Source organism: Flagellimonas marinaquae (assembly GCF_023716465.1).
Lineage (GTDB): Bacteria > Bacteroidota > Bacteroidia > Flavobacteriales > Flavobacteriaceae > Flagellimonas > Flagellimonas alginolytica.
The window spans coordinates 2192737-2212168 of record NZ_CP092415.1 but is presented as its reverse complement, the minus strand read 5'-3'; the positions used below and the strand labels follow the sequence as shown (position 1 = coordinate 2212168).

Annotated in this window: 17 protein-coding genes; 3 read left to right on the top strand and 14 right to left on the bottom strand. The window is 41.9% G+C overall.

Going from position 1 to position 19432, the window contains the following annotated elements:
- Nucleotides 1-172 precede the first annotated feature (172 nt).
- A complete protein-coding gene (locus MJO53_RS09945; protein ID WP_224835462.1) occupies nucleotides 173-547 on the top strand; it encodes an SPOR domain-containing protein in 375 nt (124 codons plus the stop codon).
- A gap of 50 nt (nucleotides 548-597) precedes the next feature.
- Here MJO53_RS09945 and infB read toward each other — a convergent pair whose 3' ends face one another.
- From infB to rimP, 3 genes are read right to left on the bottom strand one after another with little or no spacing between them, the layout of a single operon-like run.
- The gene (infB, locus tag MJO53_RS09940; RefSeq protein ID WP_252078979.1) at nucleotides 598-3336 is read right to left on the bottom strand and encodes a translation initiation factor IF-2; all 2739 of its coding nucleotides are present in this window, start codon (nucleotides 3334-3336) and stop codon (nucleotides 598-600) included.
- A gap of 42 nt (nucleotides 3337-3378) precedes the next feature.
- The gene (gene nusA / locus MJO53_RS09935) at nucleotides 3379-4611 is read right to left on the bottom strand and encodes a transcription termination factor NusA (RefSeq protein WP_224835464.1); all 1233 of its coding nucleotides are present in this window, start codon (nucleotides 4609-4611) and stop codon (nucleotides 3379-3381) included.
- Nucleotides 4612-4623: 12 nt separating this feature from the next.
- A complete protein-coding gene (rimP, locus tag MJO53_RS09930; protein WP_224835465.1) occupies nucleotides 4624-5085 on the bottom strand; it encodes a ribosome assembly cofactor RimP in 462 nt (153 codons plus the stop codon).
- 338 nt (nucleotides 5086-5423) lie between these two features.
- On the opposite strand from rimP, the gene MJO53_RS09925 reads away from it, so the two are divergent.
- A complete protein-coding gene (locus MJO53_RS09925; RefSeq protein WP_252078978.1) occupies nucleotides 5424-8837 on the top strand; it encodes a PA14 domain-containing protein in 3414 nt (1137 codons plus the stop codon).
- 9 nt (nucleotides 8838-8846) lie between these two features.
- Here MJO53_RS09925 and MJO53_RS09920 read toward each other — a convergent pair whose 3' ends face one another.
- A complete protein-coding gene (locus tag MJO53_RS09920; protein WP_286037782.1) occupies nucleotides 8847-10778 on the bottom strand; it encodes a propionyl-CoA synthetase in 1932 nt (643 codons plus the stop codon).
- A gap of 239 nt (nucleotides 10779-11017) precedes the next feature.
- On the opposite strand from MJO53_RS09920, the gene MJO53_RS09915 reads away from it, so the two are divergent.
- Nucleotides 11018-12118 carry an adenylate/guanylate cyclase domain-containing protein gene (locus MJO53_RS09915; RefSeq protein WP_252078976.1) on the top strand — a complete coding sequence of 367 codons (1101 nt, stop codon included), beginning with the start codon at nucleotides 11018-11020 and terminating at the stop codon, nucleotides 12116-12118.
- A gap of 7 nt (nucleotides 12119-12125) precedes the next feature.
- Here the strand turns inward: MJO53_RS09915 and MJO53_RS09910 are convergent, their stop codons facing one another.
- The 10 genes from MJO53_RS09910 to MJO53_RS09865 all read right to left on the bottom strand — a co-directional run bounded on the left by MJO53_RS09910 (nucleotide 12126) and on the right by MJO53_RS09865 (nucleotide 19396).
- Nucleotides 12126-12578, bottom strand: a complete 453-nt coding sequence (locus MJO53_RS09910; RefSeq protein ID WP_252078975.1) for a GNAT family N-acetyltransferase — start codon at nucleotides 12576-12578, stop codon at nucleotides 12126-12128.
- A gap of 35 nt (nucleotides 12579-12613) precedes the next feature.
- On the bottom strand, nucleotides 12614-13558 hold the full coding sequence (locus MJO53_RS09905; RefSeq protein WP_252078974.1) for a hypothetical protein: 945 nt from the start codon (nucleotides 13556-13558) through the stop codon (nucleotides 12614-12616).
- Between the two features lie 7 nt (nucleotides 13559-13565).
- The gene (locus MJO53_RS09900; RefSeq protein WP_252078973.1) at nucleotides 13566-14024 is read right to left on the bottom strand and encodes a hypothetical protein; all 459 of its coding nucleotides are present in this window, start codon (nucleotides 14022-14024) and stop codon (nucleotides 13566-13568) included.
- Nucleotides 14024-14914 carry a DUF5050 domain-containing protein gene (locus tag MJO53_RS09895; protein WP_252078972.1) on the bottom strand — a complete coding sequence of 297 codons (891 nt, stop codon included), beginning with the start codon at nucleotides 14912-14914 and terminating at the stop codon, nucleotides 14024-14026. Before MJO53_RS09895 ends, MJO53_RS09900 begins: the two co-directional genes overlap by 1 nt.
- Nucleotides 14915-15004: 90 nt before the next feature.
- Nucleotides 15005-16483, bottom strand: coding sequence for an amidohydrolase family protein (locus tag MJO53_RS09890; RefSeq protein ID WP_252078971.1), 1479 nt, complete (start codon nucleotides 16481-16483; stop codon nucleotides 15005-15007).
- Nucleotides 16484-16903: 420 nt separating this feature from the next.
- Nucleotides 16904-17095, bottom strand: coding sequence for a hypothetical protein (locus MJO53_RS09885; RefSeq protein ID WP_252078970.1), 192 nt, complete (start codon nucleotides 17093-17095; stop codon nucleotides 16904-16906).
- Nucleotides 17096-17150: 55 nt separating this feature from the next.
- Entirely contained in the window at nucleotides 17151-17435 is a 285-nt protein-coding gene (locus MJO53_RS09880; protein WP_252078969.1) for a hypothetical protein, read from the bottom strand.
- A gap of 186 nt (nucleotides 17436-17621) precedes the next feature.
- A complete protein-coding gene (locus MJO53_RS09875) occupies nucleotides 17622-18464 on the bottom strand; it encodes an NAD(P)H-binding protein (protein ID WP_252078968.1) in 843 nt (280 codons plus the stop codon).
- Nucleotides 18465-18466: 2 nt separating this feature from the next.
- Nucleotides 18467-18982 (bottom strand): DUF1772 domain-containing protein, encoded by a 516-nt coding sequence (locus tag MJO53_RS09870; RefSeq protein ID WP_224835476.1) that lies wholly within the window; start codon nucleotides 18980-18982, stop codon nucleotides 18467-18469.
- 12 nt (nucleotides 18983-18994) lie between these two features.
- Complete coding sequence (locus MJO53_RS09865) at nucleotides 18995-19396, bottom strand: DUF5367 family protein (RefSeq protein ID WP_252078967.1); 402 nt, start codon at nucleotides 19394-19396, stop codon at nucleotides 18995-18997.
- Nucleotides 19397-19432 lie beyond the last annotated feature (36 nt).

The following is a 19432-nucleotide window of genomic DNA, read 5'->3' as shown; positions in this document are numbered from 1 at the left end:
TTTTCACCCTACCAAGAGTGGTCACAAAAGTAAGACATACAAGCATTTTTTGAAATGTTAAGGTATTTATAACTCATAATTTATAAAGATTCTAAATAACTTTGCTTCAACTTGTTTAACCTATAATAATTTACTTTTGCAAAAAGCGTTATAATCACAATACTGAAACACTATGAAAACCACGCTATTCACAGCACTAATTATAGGCTTTGCCACTCAGCTTTCGGCACAGCAAGCCCAAGTGACCATTCAACAAGACCCGAAAATCGATCAATTGGTTCAACTGTATGCCAAGGTAAATGCAAACAGTGGTTTTTATCAAATACAAGTGGGCTTTGGGAGTTTTGAAAAGGCTCAAGACCTATTGAACCAAGTAGAAGTAGATTTCCCTGACTGGTATTCCAAAATAGAGTTTGAATCTCCCACCTACCGTGTAAGGCTAGGAAAATTTAGGACCAAATTGGAGGCCGAGAGGAAATATCTTGAAGTACGAAAAAAATATCCGGACGCCATGCTCCTGAAACCTGAAGAAAGCACTTCCAAATAACTAAAAAACCCGCTCGATGAGCGGGTTTTTTTTAATTAGAATTATACTCGTTACAGCTTTTTCTTCACCGCCACTTCTTGGAAGGCCTCTACTATATCCCCTTCCCTAATATCGTTGTAATTCTTGATCTGTAGTCCGCAGTCGTACCCTTTGGAAACTTCTTTTACATCATCCTTGAATCGCTTCAACGAGGCGAGCTCCCCGGTATAGATTACTACACCATCCCTGATCAGCCTAATATTGGAGTTTCTAAAGATTTTACCACTGGTGACCATACATCCTGCAATGGTTCCCACTTTCGAAATCTTGAAAGTCTCCCTAATCTCGGCATTACCGGTGATTTCTTCTTTCATCTCTGGAGACAACATGCCTTCCATCGCATCTTTAAGATCGTTGATGGCGTCATAAATAATGGAGTAGGTCCTGATATCGATCTCCTCTTTATCAGCAATGGTTCGAGCATTGCCCATCGGCCTTACGTTAAATCCGATTATAATCGCATCGGAGGCACTAGCCAACAATACATCTGATTCTGTTATCGCTCCTACGCCTTTATGTATGATGTTGACTTGTATCTCATCTGTGGACAATTTTTGGAAGGAATCCGTTAAAGCTTCTACAGAACCATCTACATCACCTTTTAGGATAATGTTCAGCTCCTGGAAGTCGCCCAACGCAATTCTACGTCCAATTTCGTCCAATGTAATGTGACGTTGTGTTCTTACGGATTGTTCGCGTTGTAATTGGGAACGCTTTGCCGCAATTTGCTTGGCTTCCCGCTCATCTTCCAACACATGGAACTTATCACCTGCCTGCGGCGCCCCGTCCAATCCCAAAATAGATATTGGCGTGGAGGGTCCGGCACTTGTAATATTATGTCCTCTTTCATCTTGCATGGCCTTAACTTTACCGCTACAGGTTCCCGCCAATACATAATCACCAATGTTCAATGTACCGGTCTGGACCAAAATGGTCGCCACATAACCCCGGCCTTTGTCCAAAAATGCTTCTACCACGGTTCCCGTTGCCAAACGTTCTGGATTTGCTTTCAATTCCAATAACTCGGCCTCAAGCAAAACTTTTTCCAAAAGTTCTTGAACGCCTTGACCAGTTTTTGCGGAAATATCGTGCGATTGCACTTTACCCCCCCAATCTTCGACCAAAAGGTTCATTTGCGCCAATCCTTCTTTTATCTTATCAGGATTTGCCGTAGGCTTATCCACTTTGTTGATCGCGAATACTATGGGCACCCCGGCCGCTTGGGCATGGCTGATTGCTTCTTTCGTTTGCGGCATGATATCGTCATCCGCTGCAATTACGATAATGGCAATGTCGGTTACCTGTGCTCCACGAGCCCTCATTGCGGTAAACGCTTCGTGACCCGGAGTATCCAAGAAAGCAATTCTTTGACCATCTTCCAGTGATACACCGTAGGCTCCAATATGCTGCGTAATTCCTCCACTTTCCCCTGCGATTACATTTTCTTCACGAATGTAATCCAGAAGCGATGTTTTACCGTGGTCTACGTGCCCCATTACAGTAACAATGGGCGCCCTTGGTTTCAAGTCTTCTGGAGCATCCTCCACCTCATCGATGGTTTCCTCGATCTCGGCCGTTACAAACTCGACCTCATAACCAAATTCGTCTGCTACAATGGAAAGTGTTTCAGCATCCAATCGCTGATTCATGGTTACCATGATGCCCAAAGACATACACGCTGAAATTATCTGGGTAGTGGATACATTCATCATCGTGGCAAGTTCGTTCACGGTAACAAATTCGGTCACCTTTAAAATCTTGCTTTCCAATTCCTGTTGTTCAAGATCTTTTTCCGTTTGCTGACGGTGCTGATCTCTTTTCTCCCTTCTATATTTTGCTCCTCGCCCTTTGTTGGATTTACCCTGTAGTTTTTCGAGGGTCTCACGTACTTGTTTTTGTACTTCTTCTTCGGTAGGCTCTACCTTGGGTGCATTGGAACGCTGTCCTTTTCTACCCGCGCCTCCTCTGTTATTACGACCTCCACCAGCTTGTGGGCCATTCTTAACTATTCTCCTTCTTCGCTTTTTACGCTCTGCCCCATCGGAAGATCCTCCGCCAGTTTTTGACTTTTGGGTATCTTCTTTTTTCTTTTTCGCAGGCTTTTTAAATTGCGATAAGTCTATTTTGTCCCCGGTTATTTTTGGTCCGGAAAGTTTTTGATAATTGGTCTTTATGGTTCCTGTGCCTACCTCTTCCGTAGACTGCTTTTCTTCCTCTTTTACCTCGACCTTTTGCTCTGTTTTCTCTTCTGGCTTTTCTTTTACGGGAGCTGGAGCCTCGACTTTTGGCGTTTCTTTTTCAGGAGCTTTTTCCTGAACCTTTTCCGGTTCGGGTTTTGGAGCTTCCTCTTTCTTGGGCTCCTCCTTTTTAGGTTGTTCGGGTTTTTTGTCCAAATCAATTTTACCCACAGTTTTTGGACCGGATAATTCGGCCTTGGCCTTCACGACCTGCTGCTCGGCTTCTTTCTTTTCTTTGGCCAATCTGCGCTCCTCCTGCTCTTTCTCCATTCGCATTCGGATAGCTTCCTTCTCCTTTCTTTTTTCTTCACCAACTTCCTTGGAAGCAACCTTTTTGCTCTTATCCGTTTGGAATTCATCCAACAGAACTTGATACACTTCATTGGAAATCTTGGTGGTAGGACGTGCCTCTACCTCATGCCCTTCCGAGTTGAGATAGTCGACCGCTCTATCCAGTGAAATGTTCAATTCTCTAAGAACTTTATTAAGTCGTATTGTTGGATTTTCTGCCATAAATTATTTTACTTGCCCTAATTTTTCGCTGCTAATATAAGCCTAATCTTCAAATTCTTCCTTGAGGATACGAACTACCTCTTGGATTGTTTCTTCTTCAAGATCTGTTCGTTTCGCCAAATCTTTTACGTCTTGCTCCAAAACGCTGCGTGCAGTGTCCAATCCTATTTTCTTGAACTCCTCTATTACCCAGCCTTCTATTTCATCGGAGAACTCTGTAAGCTCAACATCTTCCTCTACACCTTCCCTAAACACATCTATCTCATAACCAGTTAATTGACCAGCCAATCTAATATTATGACCTCCTCTACCAATAGCCTTGGACACTTCCTCTGGCTTTAGATAAACTTGAGCTGTTTTCTTCTCCTCGTTCAACTTAACGGATGATACTCTGGCAGGACTTAGTGCCCGGGTAACCATTAGTTGGGGATTATTGGTCCAGTTGATTACATCGATGTTCTCATTACCCAATTCACGGACAATTCCATGGATTCTTGAACCTTTCATACCTACACAAGCCCCAACGGGATCGATCCTATCATCGTAAGAGTCCACAGCGACCTTTGCTTTTTCGCCTGGAATACGAACGGCTTTTTTAATGGAGATCAAACCATCGAAAACTTCAGGAATTTCCTGAAAGAACAATTGCTCCAAGAATTTCGGGGAAGTTCTGGACATAATGATCGCCGGCTTGTTTCCTTTAAGTTCCACGCTTTCAATAATACCGCGTACGTTATCCCCTTTACGGAAAAAATCGGCCGGGATTTGTTTTTCTTTTGGAAGAATGATCTCGTTGCCTTCGTCATCCAACAAAATTACGGCACGGTGCCTAATATGATGCACCTCTGCCGTATAAATCTCACCCTCCAAGTCTTTAAATTGCTTATAGATAGTGGTATTATCGTGCTCATGGATCTTAGAAATCAGGTTTTGGCGCAATGCCAATATCGCTCGCCTACCCAAATCGATCAATTTCACTTCTTCGGAAACATCTTCACCCACCTCAAAATCCGGCTCTATTTTCCTGGCCTCGGACAAGGAAATTTCTTCATTTGGCTCCTCTACCTCGCCATCTTCGACCACGATTCGGTTTCTCCAAATTTCCAAATCACCTTTATCGGGGTTGATAATGATATCAAAATTGTCGTCAGAACCAAATTTTTTCTTGAGCGCACTTCGAAAGACTTCTTCCAAAATCGCCATAAGGGTCACCCTGTCAATAAACTTATCGTCCTTAAACTCCGAAAAGGATTCGATGAGCGCTAGGTTTTCCATATTCTACTACAATTAAAATTTTAATTTAACTTTTGCTTCTTTAATGTCAGAAAAGGCAATTTCCTGCGTTTTCTGCACCGTAACTTTTCCTTTACCCACTGGTTTTGGCTCGCGGGCCTTCCACTCTAGGGTAATGCTATTTGTCGAGGTTTCGACCAGCGTACCTTCCAATTCCTCGGAGTTGGTCTTGACCTGTAATTTTCTTCCAACATTTTTATTGTACTGACGCGGCAATCTTAAGGGCGACGTAGCGCCCGCAGATGTAACTTCCAGAGAAAAATCCTCCTCTTCGCGATCTAGGTTGTGCTCAATGGCCCTGCTCACGTTCATACAATCCTGTAGGCTAACTCCATTATCCCCATCCAAAACAACCTTGATCCCATTATCGCCCCCTACGGTAAAATCGACCAAAAACAAGGACTGATACTCTTCCAACGCTTGGTTCAACAATGATTCTACTTTATCCTTCAACATAAGAAATGAGTAATAAAAGAGGGGACTCAAGGTCCCCTCATGAATACTTTTATATCCGTTCAGTTTTGCAAATATACAACAATTTATATCGCTTGTGCAACCTCGCCACAAACAAAAATAGAGGTTAGTCCATCTATTTTTCAACCAATTACCATAACAAAGTCTATTAAATGATGTTCAATTTCCGTTTTTCACCGCCCGTTGGCTTTTGGCAAGTCCAATCAATTTTCAACATTGTCCACATATTTACAGGGTTAACCTTCCTTTTACCGTCTTTCACAACAATTATTTTGCACCGCGCCTTAGGCTTATAATTTTGTACCATATCTAAAATCTACATGGGCACAACCTCAGTCTCCAAAAAGAAAATGAACCATTTCCCGACTGGATGGATGCTAATACTTGCATTTTTCCTTTTAGGCACTTTTTTTTCTTTTTCGCAAACCACTATTTGGAGCGAAAACTTTGATAGCTACCCCAACGGCACAGAAAATGGAACGGCTACAGGCCCTTCGTCTTCTGGATGGACAACAACCTTAACTGGAGATGTATGGGTCCAGGACAATCGTATAGAAGCCAACAATCTTAATGCCGAAGGCATTTGGCAAACTAACCCCATTAACATAAATGGTTATGAGTCTGTAAATTTTAGTTTTGATGTGGCCACACAGACACAGACACATCAGTTTGAGGCCGGCACTGATTATTTTATAGGTGAATATCGAGTGGATGGAGGTTCTTGGATAGAATTCGAAAATGCATCGGGAGACTCCAACCCATCTGACCTTTTAAATCCAAATTACACCGTGAACTTGGCAACTTCAGGTTCTATTCTGGAAATAAGGGTCCGATTTTACAATACTGCTGGTAATGAGTACTACTATATTGATAACATTGTAGTTGAAGGAACCCTGAATTTATGCGTAGGTGAAGTGGATTTTGAGTTCTACGATAGTTCACCTTCCGGAAGTACTGTTGACAATATCCCAACGACTGGATATATTGGATCCGGCACGTACACCAATTTTAATGTGGATAATCTGCAAAACCAAGAAGACCCGGGCGATAGAGATAACTTTAGTATTCGGTATACCGGTTTTATCCAAATAGACACTCCGGGCTCGTATACTTTTTATACCACATCGGACGATGGCTCCAAATTATATATAAATGGGACCCAGGTGGTCAATAACGATGGGGCACATAGTTCCCGAGAGCGATCAGGGAACATTACACTAACAACCGGTTTGCACGATATCCAGGTACTTTTCTTTGAAAATGGCGGAGGGGAAAACCTATCGGTTGCCTACCAAGGCCCCTCTATTTCCAAACAGAACATTCCATTTTCCAAATTGTACTCTACTTGCAGTGTAGGCAGTGCCGACGTAGATGGTGATGGCATTGACGATGCCAGCGATGTGGATGATGACAATGATGGCGTCCTGGATGTGGATGAATGTGGTGGAGCTACGGGAAATTTTGTACAGACCGCAACAAATATTCAAAACTTCAGTGATGCTTCCAATGCCGAAGGAAACCCAAGCACCACGTATGCCTATAACTCTACGACCACATATCCGGGGCAATCGATCATTTCATTTCAATTTTCACAAGTGATCCCCATCGGCACCACGGTAAGTGTATTCTTAAGTGCCGACCCGGTAGTATCCACCTCCGATATGCAAATACAATACAATAATGGAAGCTGGTTGGCAAGCGCCAATGGAATACCATCGGGTTCAATTACAGAGATTACATTTAATGTCAGCACCAATAATTTCCAATCGTTTAGGGTCATGGCCTATCAGATTGGCGCAAGGGTCCATGGTGCCAGTTACCCCGGTACGGTAGACTGCACCACAGTAGATACCGACGGTGATGGCATTCCTAACTATCAAGACCTGGATAGTGATGGCGATGGCATTCCCGATAATGTGGAGGCCCAAACATCGACAGGGTATACGGCACCGTCGGGCAATGATACCGACAACGATGGTCTCGACGATGCCTATGAAAGCATTGGCTTGTCCGCAATTGATACGGATGGTGACGGTACTCCCGATTTTTTGGATACCGATAGCGACAATGATGGCACAGGTGACACGACAGAAGCATCCCTAACACTATCAGGGTCGGATAACGATAATGACGGACTAGATAATACCGTGGATACCACAACAGGCTATGGTGACCCCGGAGGGGATATTGACGACCCTACGAATGCCATTGGAGGTTCCTTGATATTACCCGATTCCGATGGAGATCTTGGATCCGGCGGCGATCTGGATTTTAGGGATGACACCGTGGACGCAGACGACCCACCGAGCATAACCGCAACCGGAGACCAATTATATTGCCCAGGAAATGCCATACAAGTAGTGGAATCGATTAGTATTACAGATCCCGATAGCAGTACAGTGGATGCTGTTTATATTCAAATAACCTCCAACTACGATGTTTCGGGCGATGTCTTGAACCTTACCGGCACACACCCCAACATCACTGCAAGCTGGGATACTTCCGAAGGAAGATTATTGTTGAACGGACCTGCTACCTTGGCCGAATTTGAAGCAGCGATCTCGGCCGTTGAATTCCAGACTACGGCCACGGTAAGTTCTGGAGATACCCGGACTTTTTCCATAGTATTGAACGAGGCCAATTATTTGGAGTCTACAGGCCACTATTACGAATATGTTCCCTCTTTGGGCATTACTTGGACAGCAGCTAGGGATGCCGCTGCCTTACGGACATTTTATGGTTTACAAGGTTACTTGGCCACTATTACGGTGCAGGACGAATCCGATCTATTGGGTGCTCAAGCCCCCGGTGCCGGTTGGATAGGTGCCAGCGATGCCGCCACCGAAGGTGATTGGTATTGGGTAACCGGACCGGAAGCTGGAACTCTCTTTTGGAGAGGAACCTCTGGAGGAACAGCCTTTGGGTATGAATTTTGGAATACAGGGGAACCCAATCAATCTGGAGATGAGGATTATGCCCATATCACTGCTCCGGGAGTTGGACTGGATGGTTCCTGGAACGACCTTTCCAACACAGGGGCATCCAGCGGAAGTTATCAACCTAAAGGGTATTTGGTGGAATATGGCGGTATGGCAGGCGACCCTCCATATCCAAATATTGCGGCTACCACTACAATTACGGTAGATACAATTGCCCCAACTGCCAGTGCACCATCACCTATCTCTGTTTATTGTAGCGATGATATTCCTGCAGCGGATATTACGGTTATTTCCGATGAGGCCGATAATTGTGCCTCAAATCCGACAGTGACCTTTATAAGTGACGTTAGTGATGGAGGTACCAACCCCGAAACCATTACCCGTACCTATAGGGTTACCGATGATGCCGGGAACAGTATTGATGTGCAACAAACCATAACGGTAACGCCGTTCACCATAACCACACAACCAACAGATCAAACGGTAGTAGTGGGCAATAGTGGAAGTTTTACCGTGGCAACAACAAACGCGGACACCTATCAGTGGGAAGTGAGCACGGATGGGGGCAGTAATTTTAGCACCATAATCGATGGCTCCGAATACACCGGAACGCAAACCGCCAATCTTATTTTGAACACTCCGGATGTGAACTCCAACGGATTTATTTACCGTGTACTTGTTTCGAACAGCAGTGGAAGCTGTACCCCGATCATTTCTGATGAAGCCCTCTTGACCTTGAAAACGGGAAGAGTGATAACCAACAGAGGTGTAACGTTCAGAGTCAACAAAAACTGAAAATAATATCTAGCTCGACTGTTTCGCCTTTTGCTCAAATGAACCTACCATTTGCTCTTCAAATAGATCATGGATTTCCTGTAAAATAACGGGGTCATCAATGGTGGAAGGTGTTGTATATGGTTTTCCATCTGCAATGGCGCGTATCACTTTGCGCAAAATTTTGCCCGATCGGGTTTTAGGCAATCGTTCGGCCACCACCACCTTTTTTAAAGACGCCACCGGACCAATCTCCTTTCTTACATCGGCCACGACTTCGGCCTGCAACTGAAAACTTTCGATGTCCGCACCTGCTTTAAGCACGGTTATGGCCAAGGGAATCTGTCCTTTTAAATCATCCTCAATTCCCACAACACAACATTCGGCAACATCCGGATGCTTGGCTACCACCTCTTCCATTTCTGCAGTGGACAATCGGTGACCTGCCACATTGATAATATCGTCTACTCTCCCAGTTATAAAAACATATCCATCTTCATCCAAATATCCCCCATCCCCTGAAAAATAGTAGCCATCGAACTTGTCAAGATACCCTTTTTCAAATCTGTTGGTATCGCCCCATAAATTGGGCAAAGTTCCTGGGGGCAGAGGTAGTTTTATCGCAACATAGCCTTCTTCTCCTTTATCGGCTGCCGTACCATCTGCACGCAAAATCTGTACATCATAACCACATACCGGTTTCGTGGCAGACCCCGGTTTTACTTTGAAATGTTCTTTAAAGCCCATCATGTTGGCCACAATGGGCCAACCTGATTCTGTTTGCCACCAATGATCGATTACCGGTACTTTAAGTTTCCCTTCTGCCCATTTTAAGGTGGAAACATCGCATCGTTCACCTGCCAGGAACAAATACCGAAGGCCGCTCATATCGAATTGATCTATAAATGAGCCTTGGGGATCTTCCTTCTTGATTGCTCGAATTGCTGTTGGGGCGGTAAACATCACCTTTACATTATGGTCACTGACCACACGCCAAAAAGTTGAGGCATCCGGAGTACGGACCGGCTTCCCTTCAAAAAGAACCGTTGTGCAACCATATATCAAGGAGGCGTAAACAATATAGCTGTGCCCCACTACCCAACCCACATCGCTGGCGGCCCAGAATACTTCGCGGGGATTAATACCGTACACATTTTTCATACTATAGTACATGGCTACGGCATGTCCTCCATTATCCCGAATGATTCCTTTTGGTTTCCCCGTAGTTCCGGAGGTGTACAATATGTACAAGGGGTCTGTGGCATCTACCTCGGTACACCGAACCGGGTCGGCAATCTTCATTAAAGTGGAGTAGTCTATATCGTTTTCTCCATCCGGACGCGCTGCTCCCAAACGTCTGTTGTAAACAATTACGTGCTCTGGCTTATGCGCTGCCAAACCTATAGCTTCGTCCACCATAGGTTTATAGGGTATTATTCTATCCACTTCTATACCGGAGGTTGCCGTAATGATCAATTTAGGTTTGGCATCATCGATGCGAATAGCAAGTTCGTGGGGCGCAAAACCACCAAATACTACCGAATGGATGGCACCCAAGCGGGCACAGGCCAACATGGAAATCACTGCCTGTGGTATCATCGGCATATAAATGATCACGGTATCTCCTTTTTCAACACCGAGCCGCTTCATTCCGCCTGCCAAACGGCTTACCCTGTCCCTTAGATCTAAATAGGTAATTTTCTCCATCGTTTGCGTAACTGGAGAATCGTAAATAAGTGCAATTTCCTCACCCCGACCGTTTTCTATATGGGCATCCAATGCCAAATATGAGGTATTGAGTTTTCCTCCCTTGAACCAACGATAAAATCCATTTTCATCTTTGGTCAATGCCCTTTGCGGTTTTTGGAACCAACTGATATTTGCTGCTTGTTCCATCCAGAAATTCTCGGGGTCTTTTATAGACCTATTAAATTCCCGATCGTACATGATCTTCTCCATTATAGTATTGTTTGAATAGTTTTTTTATGTGCATGCGCAACATGGAACTCATTACACATACAATTTCAACAAACTGATAATGAAATCCTTGAGAGCATATTCTCCTAAAGTAGTAATTTATAGTACTGGAGCACCGATAAATATCGCTAAATTGATATACCTATAATTTTTTGATGGTAAATCTTAAGGTTTATAGCAATCAAATGGTCCATACATATGCTATTTCCATATACCTTTACCATATGAAACCACTCTTAAACCCCAAACAGCGTTATCTTTTTAAACGAATTTTTCCCTTTGGGGCAATTTGGTTGATATTGAGTTGGTTCATCCTCCTGATCGAATCCATGGCAACCGAGTACCAAAATCAACGACCGGAAACGGACATTACGCTATCTTGGGACATTCTGATTTTTGCCTCCCTGGCCGTTTTTTTAATGGGAACCGTAATGGGGGCAGTAGAGGTACTTTGGTTGGACAAACGATTCAAGAACAAATCGTTTTGGAAGAAAATCCTTTATAAAATGGGATTTTACTTATTGTTTATACTTATTATCAACCTAGTTACCTTTCCCTTGGCGGCAAGTATTGAACTTGGCACATCCATTTTGGACACCGAGGTTTGGCAAAAGTTTTCCAAATACGTTGCTAGCATTACATTTTTGAGCACATTTACTTCTTTATCGTTCAGTATATTCTTGTCCTTACTGTATTCGGACATCAATGAATATCTGGGCCATACCTTTATGATCAATCTCATAACCGGAAAATACCATACTCCAAAGGAGGAATCCCGGATTTTTATGTTTTTGGACATGAAGTCTTCCACCTCTTTCGCTGAACAACTGGGACACGAGCTATATTTTAAATTTTTAAGGGATTATTATGATCAACTGTCCAATGCGATTATCGAACACACGGGCGAGGTCTATCAATATATTGGGGATGAAATTGTAATTACTTGGGAATTACAGAAGGGCATTGAAAACCAAAACTGTTTGTTATGCTTTTACGCCATGCGGAAGAGTCTACAACAAAAATCAATATATTTTGAAGAGACATATGGCGTTGTTCCTTCTTTTAGGGCCGGGTTGCATATGGGCAAGGTTACCACAGGGGAGATCGGTGCTCTAAAAAAAGAGATTTTCTATACCGGTGATGTTCTCAATGTTACCGCTCGCATTCAAAAATTATGCAAGCCCATGGAGCAGGAGATCATTGTTTCGGAAAAATTGGTATCGCTTTGGAAGTTTAGTGATATAGAATTTGTTCCGTTGGGCAATATAGAACTCGAAGGAAGGCATGAACCTATGGAGCTTTATACTCCTAAAAATAAGGTATAAGTCGGGTTCAAAAATGCATTTTCATACCTTCATGGCTGGCTTTAAACCCTAGTGATTCGTAAAACCGAATGGCATCTGGCCGTTTTTTATCCGTGGTCAACTGCAATAGATGCGCATTACGTTCCTTTGCCCTATTTATGGCCCATTCGAATACACTTTTACCTATTCCCATACCACGATGTTCCTTATGCACACGTACACCTTCAATTTGGGCCCGAATACCGCCTTGGTAGGTGAGATAGGGAATAAACGTCATTTGAAAAACTCCAATCACCTCTCCAACTTCGTTTTCAACCACGGTGAGTTCTTGGTTTTTATCAGTATCGATTCGTTCAAAAGCATCATAATAGGCTTTTGGCAATGGGATGGTATAATTTTCCCGTTTGCTGCCCAATGTATCGTCCGCAATCATTTCTATGATGTTCGGGACATCGTTGATGCTAGCTTTTCTGAATTTCATAATTATTACCCGTCCTAATTTTTATCAACTCCTTTTCAATTATCTTTTTTAAAAATTTCATCGGAATTCACCCAGTATACTTCTCCTTTTGTAACCCCGTTCCAACCACTGTTTGGTGGGGAACTATATCTTTTTGAGAAGAAAAAATAGTTGTTATCCGGTGACATATAAGGGCAATAGTACACCCAATTTTCATCTATATTCTCACCAAGCTCAAAAGGAACAGGTCTCTGCCATTTGCCATTTTTCTTGAACGAGACCGCAAATCCTTTTTCATCAGTGTACGTATTTGCAGTGATCAGAAAACTTTCATCCGGAGAGACATAAGTGCTTCTTTCTCCTTTTTCAGAGTTGACTTGTGGACCAATATTCACTGGTGTATCAAACTTTCCATTTCCTAAATATTGAGCACGATAGATATCTCCCTTCCCCAGGCCACCAGGTCTGTTGGATGTAAAATACAAGCTGCCATCGGCGACCACAACCGGGTACGATTCTATATATTCCTGAGTGGATACGGGATACCCAACTTTTTTGGCCAATTGCCAATTGCCATCTATTTTCTGGCTTTTGTAGATATCAGGTTTGGATTTTTTGGAGTTATCTTCTGGACTTATACCAAGAAAATACATGGTGTTTCCATCTTGACTAATGGAAGGGTCTATGGCAACGGATTCTTTATCTTGCTCTTTAAACATTTGTAGGGGTTTCGGTTCACTCCATTTACCCTCAATGAGTTCAGCATGGTGGATGACAAATTTCTTATCGATTATTCTTGTAAAAAACAGTTCCGTGAATGACGGGTTAAATACTGTATTGATTTCAATACTGTCCGTGTTCACGATTGAGGGAGCAAATAATTTAGGACCAGCTTGGGGCGGCTCTTGATCTATATACAATTTATTGACGTTGGTTTGGCCAAAGCCAAAGAACATTAAATTGAATCCTATTATAGATAGTAGCAAATATTTTCTATTCATTTGTTTTTTAATTATGATGTCTCCTTAAGTGTTTTATTAATCTTTTTTCATCAAATTCCATGGACATGATTTGGTCGGCGGTATGTTCCACAATGGTATCCATGTGAAAAGGTTCTACCTTGGCCCATATTTTTATTTTGACAAAAATACCATTGTTTCCAATTATCATATCCTCTATGGTTACCCTGTGAAAATGCACTTTGTTCTGTAGTTTGTCCACCAACCCCTTTTTGAACTCCTTTTTATCCTCGACAATCACAACGTATTTTATGTATTCATGCTTAAAATCATCCATAAAAAAAGCTAGGAAGTGATCTACATTGCCATTTGGCTGTTGTTTGGCACTGTAAGCGTTGATAAACGACGTTGCCCTTTCAATCAAACTTGTTTTTGTTTCGCCTGTTTGTGCCGATGCCACAAATGTGAAGACAAATAGGTATATAGTAATTATATTTTTCAATATCATTATCTCATAGCTTTAAACCATGAGGGCTGTGAACCATTATCAATTATTTTTTTTAATCCTGAGCCATCCTTATTGACCAGGTAGATATCAAAATAATCTTCGGTGTCCGATATAAAAATAATTTTGTTGCCATCAGGTGACCAGGATACATCACCATCTAGGATAGTATTAAACGTCAATCGTTTTTGATTGGAACCATCCGTGTTCATAACATAAATTTCAAAATTGCCATCTCTATCCGAAGAATAGGCTATTTGCTTACCATTTGGTGAAATTTTAGGCCACCAATCCTCTGCGGTATTATTGGTCAATGTAATAATGTTACTACCATCGCTATTAGCGATACAAATTTCACTGTCTTCGGATTTAGAATGAAAAAGTATCCTTCCATCTTTCATAAAACAAGGGGACCCGCCAGTTAGTGGTTCTATCCGAGTCTGTTCGCTACCATCTGCATTCATGATCCAAATTTCTTCCTGATCTATACCCTCTGCATTTTTATAATGCCTGCCGAAAGCAATTTTCTTTCCGTCCGGGGACCACGTAGGTGAAGCGTCCCATGTATTTTTTGCATGAGTCAATCGCTTTCTATCGGTACCATCGCTATTCATTGTATGGATAGACCATGTTTTATTTTTATCATATTTTGCATAAAAAGCAATTCGCTTTCCGTTTGGAGACCACTCAGGGTAACCATCACTACCTGAGTAATTCGTTATTTTTATTTTTGATTTACCTTCGGTATCGGTTAGGTAAATTTCTCTGTTACCTGATTCATTTGACGAGTAAGCAATCGGATGGGTAATGGATTTATGACTGTCACTTTTCTTGCATGAAGCAATAAAGCCAAATACTAAAATCGCACTGATTAAGGTTTTTACTTTTTTCAATGTATTGATCGTTAAAGTTTACTACTATGTCCAGTGCTGTGGCTACTGCTTACAAAAATACAATACAAAAAATGTCCCTTCTGCTCGCTCTTAATCTTTATGGGCAGAGAGTGTTTCCCTATTCATTGGACGACCGTTGATAACAACCTGCGAAATATCATTATAAGCCGTGATATCCCGTAATGGATTCTTGTTAAGAATAAGAAGATTGGCTTTTTTACCCACTTCTACCGTACCGTATCTTTTTTGAAGGTGGAATGCTTTTGCATTTTCTATGGTCGCCATAGCCAAAATTTTGTTCAAGGGAATTCCTGCATTTGCCATTTCCAACATTTCCAAATATCCATTATAGCCCGGAGGATTTCCATAGGTGGGTGAGGATGGTGTATCTGTGCCGAACAGCAACTTTCCACCATTGTCATTCATATATTTCATGCTGAGCTTGCCTTGTTCAGAGATACGGTTAAAATTGGTTGCGATAATATGTTTTGGGGCATTACCAAATACATTGGCATACATTATATTGGAATTTGCCTTGTAGTAATCGAGCAACGGCTTTGGCAGCACATGTTCCAACTCCGTATTGTCCAGATATTCGGCATTGGTTAGTTCCCAAAGTCCATTGATCACTTGTAGGGTTGGCATATACCCTATCTTACTTTTAATTTCCGCATCCAGTACCTCTTTTATCTCCATAGGAAGCACCATAGTGGAATCCAACCTATGGTTGCCCCAGTTCCACAATCCATGGGCCATAACATCTACTTCTGCTTCTGCCAAAAATCCGTGGGCCTCCAACGAATTTCCATGAACCGCCAAAACCAAGTTATTTTTGTGCGCTTCCTTTTTCAAATTAGACATCAATTTTTGAGAAGGTGTGGGAAAACGCGGCTGTGCAGGATCAAACCCTGGCTCGTAATAGGTTTTTAAAACAATTGCACCGTATTCAGCTATTCTTTTCGCCACGGCCTCTGGGGTATGGTTTTCTTTTACATAATTATCCGGAAAGGGATAGGCCTCGTTCTCCTGATAAACAAAATTGGGAACCTCATCTTCCCAATTGGACAGTCCATAGCCGTTTCCGATTACAGCGCCTCCCCCTGCATAATATAGATCTGGCCTTACTTCCATTTTTTGAAAATCGACCAATCTGTCGGGTTTGGCGGTCCCCAAATCGATCAAGGTGGTATATCCAAAATATAAATAGCTTTTTGGAAGTTGTTCCCTAAATAATTTTACTAGTTCGGGGTGTTGCAGTTCCTCGTCGTCGGATAGTGCATCGGTCCCGGTTACATGCACATGGCTATCGATCAGGCCCGGAATTATGTATTTTCCTTTTGCATCAATAGTGGTAAACGCCCCTTTTACCTTGGGCTTTTTCTCTCCTACATACACGATACTGTCTCCTGCAGTTACAATAAAATCATTAGAGGATATGGTTTGATCTTCTGGTGATATGATCTGTGCATTTTTAAGCAACAATCCATTATCCACTACAATTTCGACCTCGCTGGTTTTACATGAAATCAAAGTGAGGGTAAAGAGCAATAATCCTATTATTTTGTTCATCGTGATGTTTTATTGGAACTTGTGTGTTGAGTATTATAAGCTACCTTAGTTAAATTTAATTTGCCTCTCCAAATACCAGTGGGATATCTATTGGAATTTGGTCGCTTAACAATGTTAGGTTTAATTTCCTTTCTTCCCGACAAGATAAAACAAGAAAAATATAAAAAGTCGATAAAAAAATTGTGCGTATGTATTCCATGTTCGTTGATTTGATTGATGATTCCACTATTGTTTCTACCCTTGGATATAAAACAACAGATGCGCACTGCTAAAATACAAGTATTTAGGGGATTTAAAATCCAGATGGGTACCGGTGCGGACCCCAACTGTAATAGTTACTCCGCACTCTGGCGATTTGTTTGCTCTATGAGCTTATATAGATCGTTTTCGAAAGATCTATAGGTCTCTCCATAGGGGTTGTTACTCAAGGTCACAAGAAACCCATTGGTTTTTGGCAAATACAATGGATTCGTTTTTAGAATAAAGTATATTTCCGTTAAAACCCTCGGTTAGATAAACCTTGGACAAGCTATCTATACGTTCTGCCATTTGCCCCCGTACTACAAAGGCAAGCAACTTAAAAACCAACGGCAATAATTTATAAATTGGCATTTCTCTTTTTTTTTGAGTATGGATAGTTTTTATACATAGTCAGGCTCTAAAATTCTCAATAAAGTTCCTCTGTCATCCGTTTTAGGTCCACTTCGGGCAAAAACTGATCGGAAATGGTTAAAATAGAATGGATGTTATCCCGTAATCTATCTAACTTTATGGATTCGGGAGACATAGCGGTCTGTAACAAATGAAGCGCCATGTCCGCCAACAACAATCGCTGCTTTTCCAGCCAATCCGCATCCATTTTGTTGGCCGGATGGTTAAAATAGGCCGTTTCGACCCGATTATGTAGTTCCCAACTGGTCTTTATCAATTGGTTTCGTTCCTCTTGTGTCATTTTCTTTTTTAAAAGTCGATTAACAAACTGTATTTCTGGTGTCCATTGGTTTAGATGGTTCGCAATCCAAAGCAATTTCTATTTCACCTCGTTACCATGTTAAACATAAGTCTCAAAAGAAAGGATAAAATTACTTTTGAAACATCCCTAAACACAAATCAAATCCATAAAATGGGCCTTTGATTTCTATATGGGCTCTTTTACACCCGACCATACTCCTGTTTTGGCTGTTTCGATCACATACTCTGAAAAACTTTTGGGTTTACGTTTGAGCACTTTTTGGATATCGTTGGTAATTTCGGAGACCATGGGATTGCCCAATACTTCGGTAAACAAGTACTCTACCAACCAAACAAAATCCGCGGGAATGCTCTGTTCTTTCATGGCCGCCACATAAGTTTCAATGGAAATGGGAACAAAGCTTATGTTCCTCTCTGTGGCCTTGGCAATTTCTTGAATAGCTTCTTTGAACGATAAGGTTGTGGGACCCGTCAATTGATAAATATTACCATTGTGCTCTTCATGCAATAAAGCCTCTACCACAACATCGGCAATATCCCCGGTGTCCACATAGGGCACTTGCACATTGGCTTGAGGCAAAGCAACCACACCTTGCTGGATCGGTTCCAAAAAGAAACTTTCACTAAAATTTTGATTGAACCAACTTGCCCGAACAATCGTATAATCCATCCCGGAACTTATAACTGCTTGCTCACAAAGCTCTGCTTCCCGTTCGCCTTTACCGGATAACAAAACCACTTTCTTTACATTATTTTTCTTGGCAAGTCTTACCAATTCCTTAATAGACTGCAAAGCCCCGGGCACTGCAAGATCAGGTTGATAGGTGATGTACATTTTATCGACCCCAACAAGTGCGTTTTCCCATGTATCGGCTCTGTTCCAATCAAAAGAAGGGATGGACGACCTTGAACCCACTTTAACATTTTGGTTGAGCAATCGTAAACTATCAACAACTTTTCTACCTGTTTTCCCTGTTCCACCAATGATTAAATAATTGTCTTTTTTCATAATTATATTGTTGTATTTGAATTAATTTGATTTTGTAAAAGCGTTATGATCAGCAATACAAAAGATAGTACGGCCGTAATGGTCCTGATCAAGTGCAGCAGGTTCCATTTGTTCTCGAAGTTGTTCCGCAATTGTTTTAAACTATCTGGTGATAACATTTCGAGTTCAGCGTTTTCCAATAGTTCATTTAGGGGAATATTTCCAAAAATGGTTATTACGATCACACCGGCGATGTACAATATGCCAGCGGTAAAAACCATCCAGAAAATAGCGCTAGGTTGATTTCTATTGAGATAAACATTGATGATGTGCGAAAAAAACGGCCCAAAAAACACAATCAGAAATATTGGGTTTATAATGGCCCTGTTCATTTCTTGAAAAGATTGTAAGTAACCGAGGTCATCCAAGCGACCGATTCCCGGTGTTATAGCATTGGTCCAAGTAAAACACAGGCCTGCAGACAGACCGGTTAGCAAAATAGTGCTGATCGTTGTAATGGTGTTCACTGAAAATTCCATAATTGTCCCGTGTTAGCAGCTAGATCCAGTATGTGTTGGACGTACATTAAACCACCAATAAAGTGTAGCAATGGCCACAAACTCAAAGGCTATCAACCAAAAATCCAAAGAGCCAAAGAAACTGGCATAACTTCCCCCATAGGGAACAATCATAATCGGCACCGTTACCAAAGCATCCATTATCGTACTGGTGATCAACATGAGTACTCCAAGTTTTAACCCATGCATGGTGCCGTTTCTCTCATAATAAAGCTTTGCCGCTATCCAAATCAGCGGAGGCACCAATAAGGCAAGCCCAATGTTGGCCTGTAAATAGCGATCTCTGAGAATTGGAAGCTGATAAATGGAGCCAAAAGCGACTACGCCAAAAATCCACACCAAAAAACCCAAAACCAATGCTTTTATAGTTTTCATTATCCTGTTTTTATTGATTACAGGACAAAACTACAT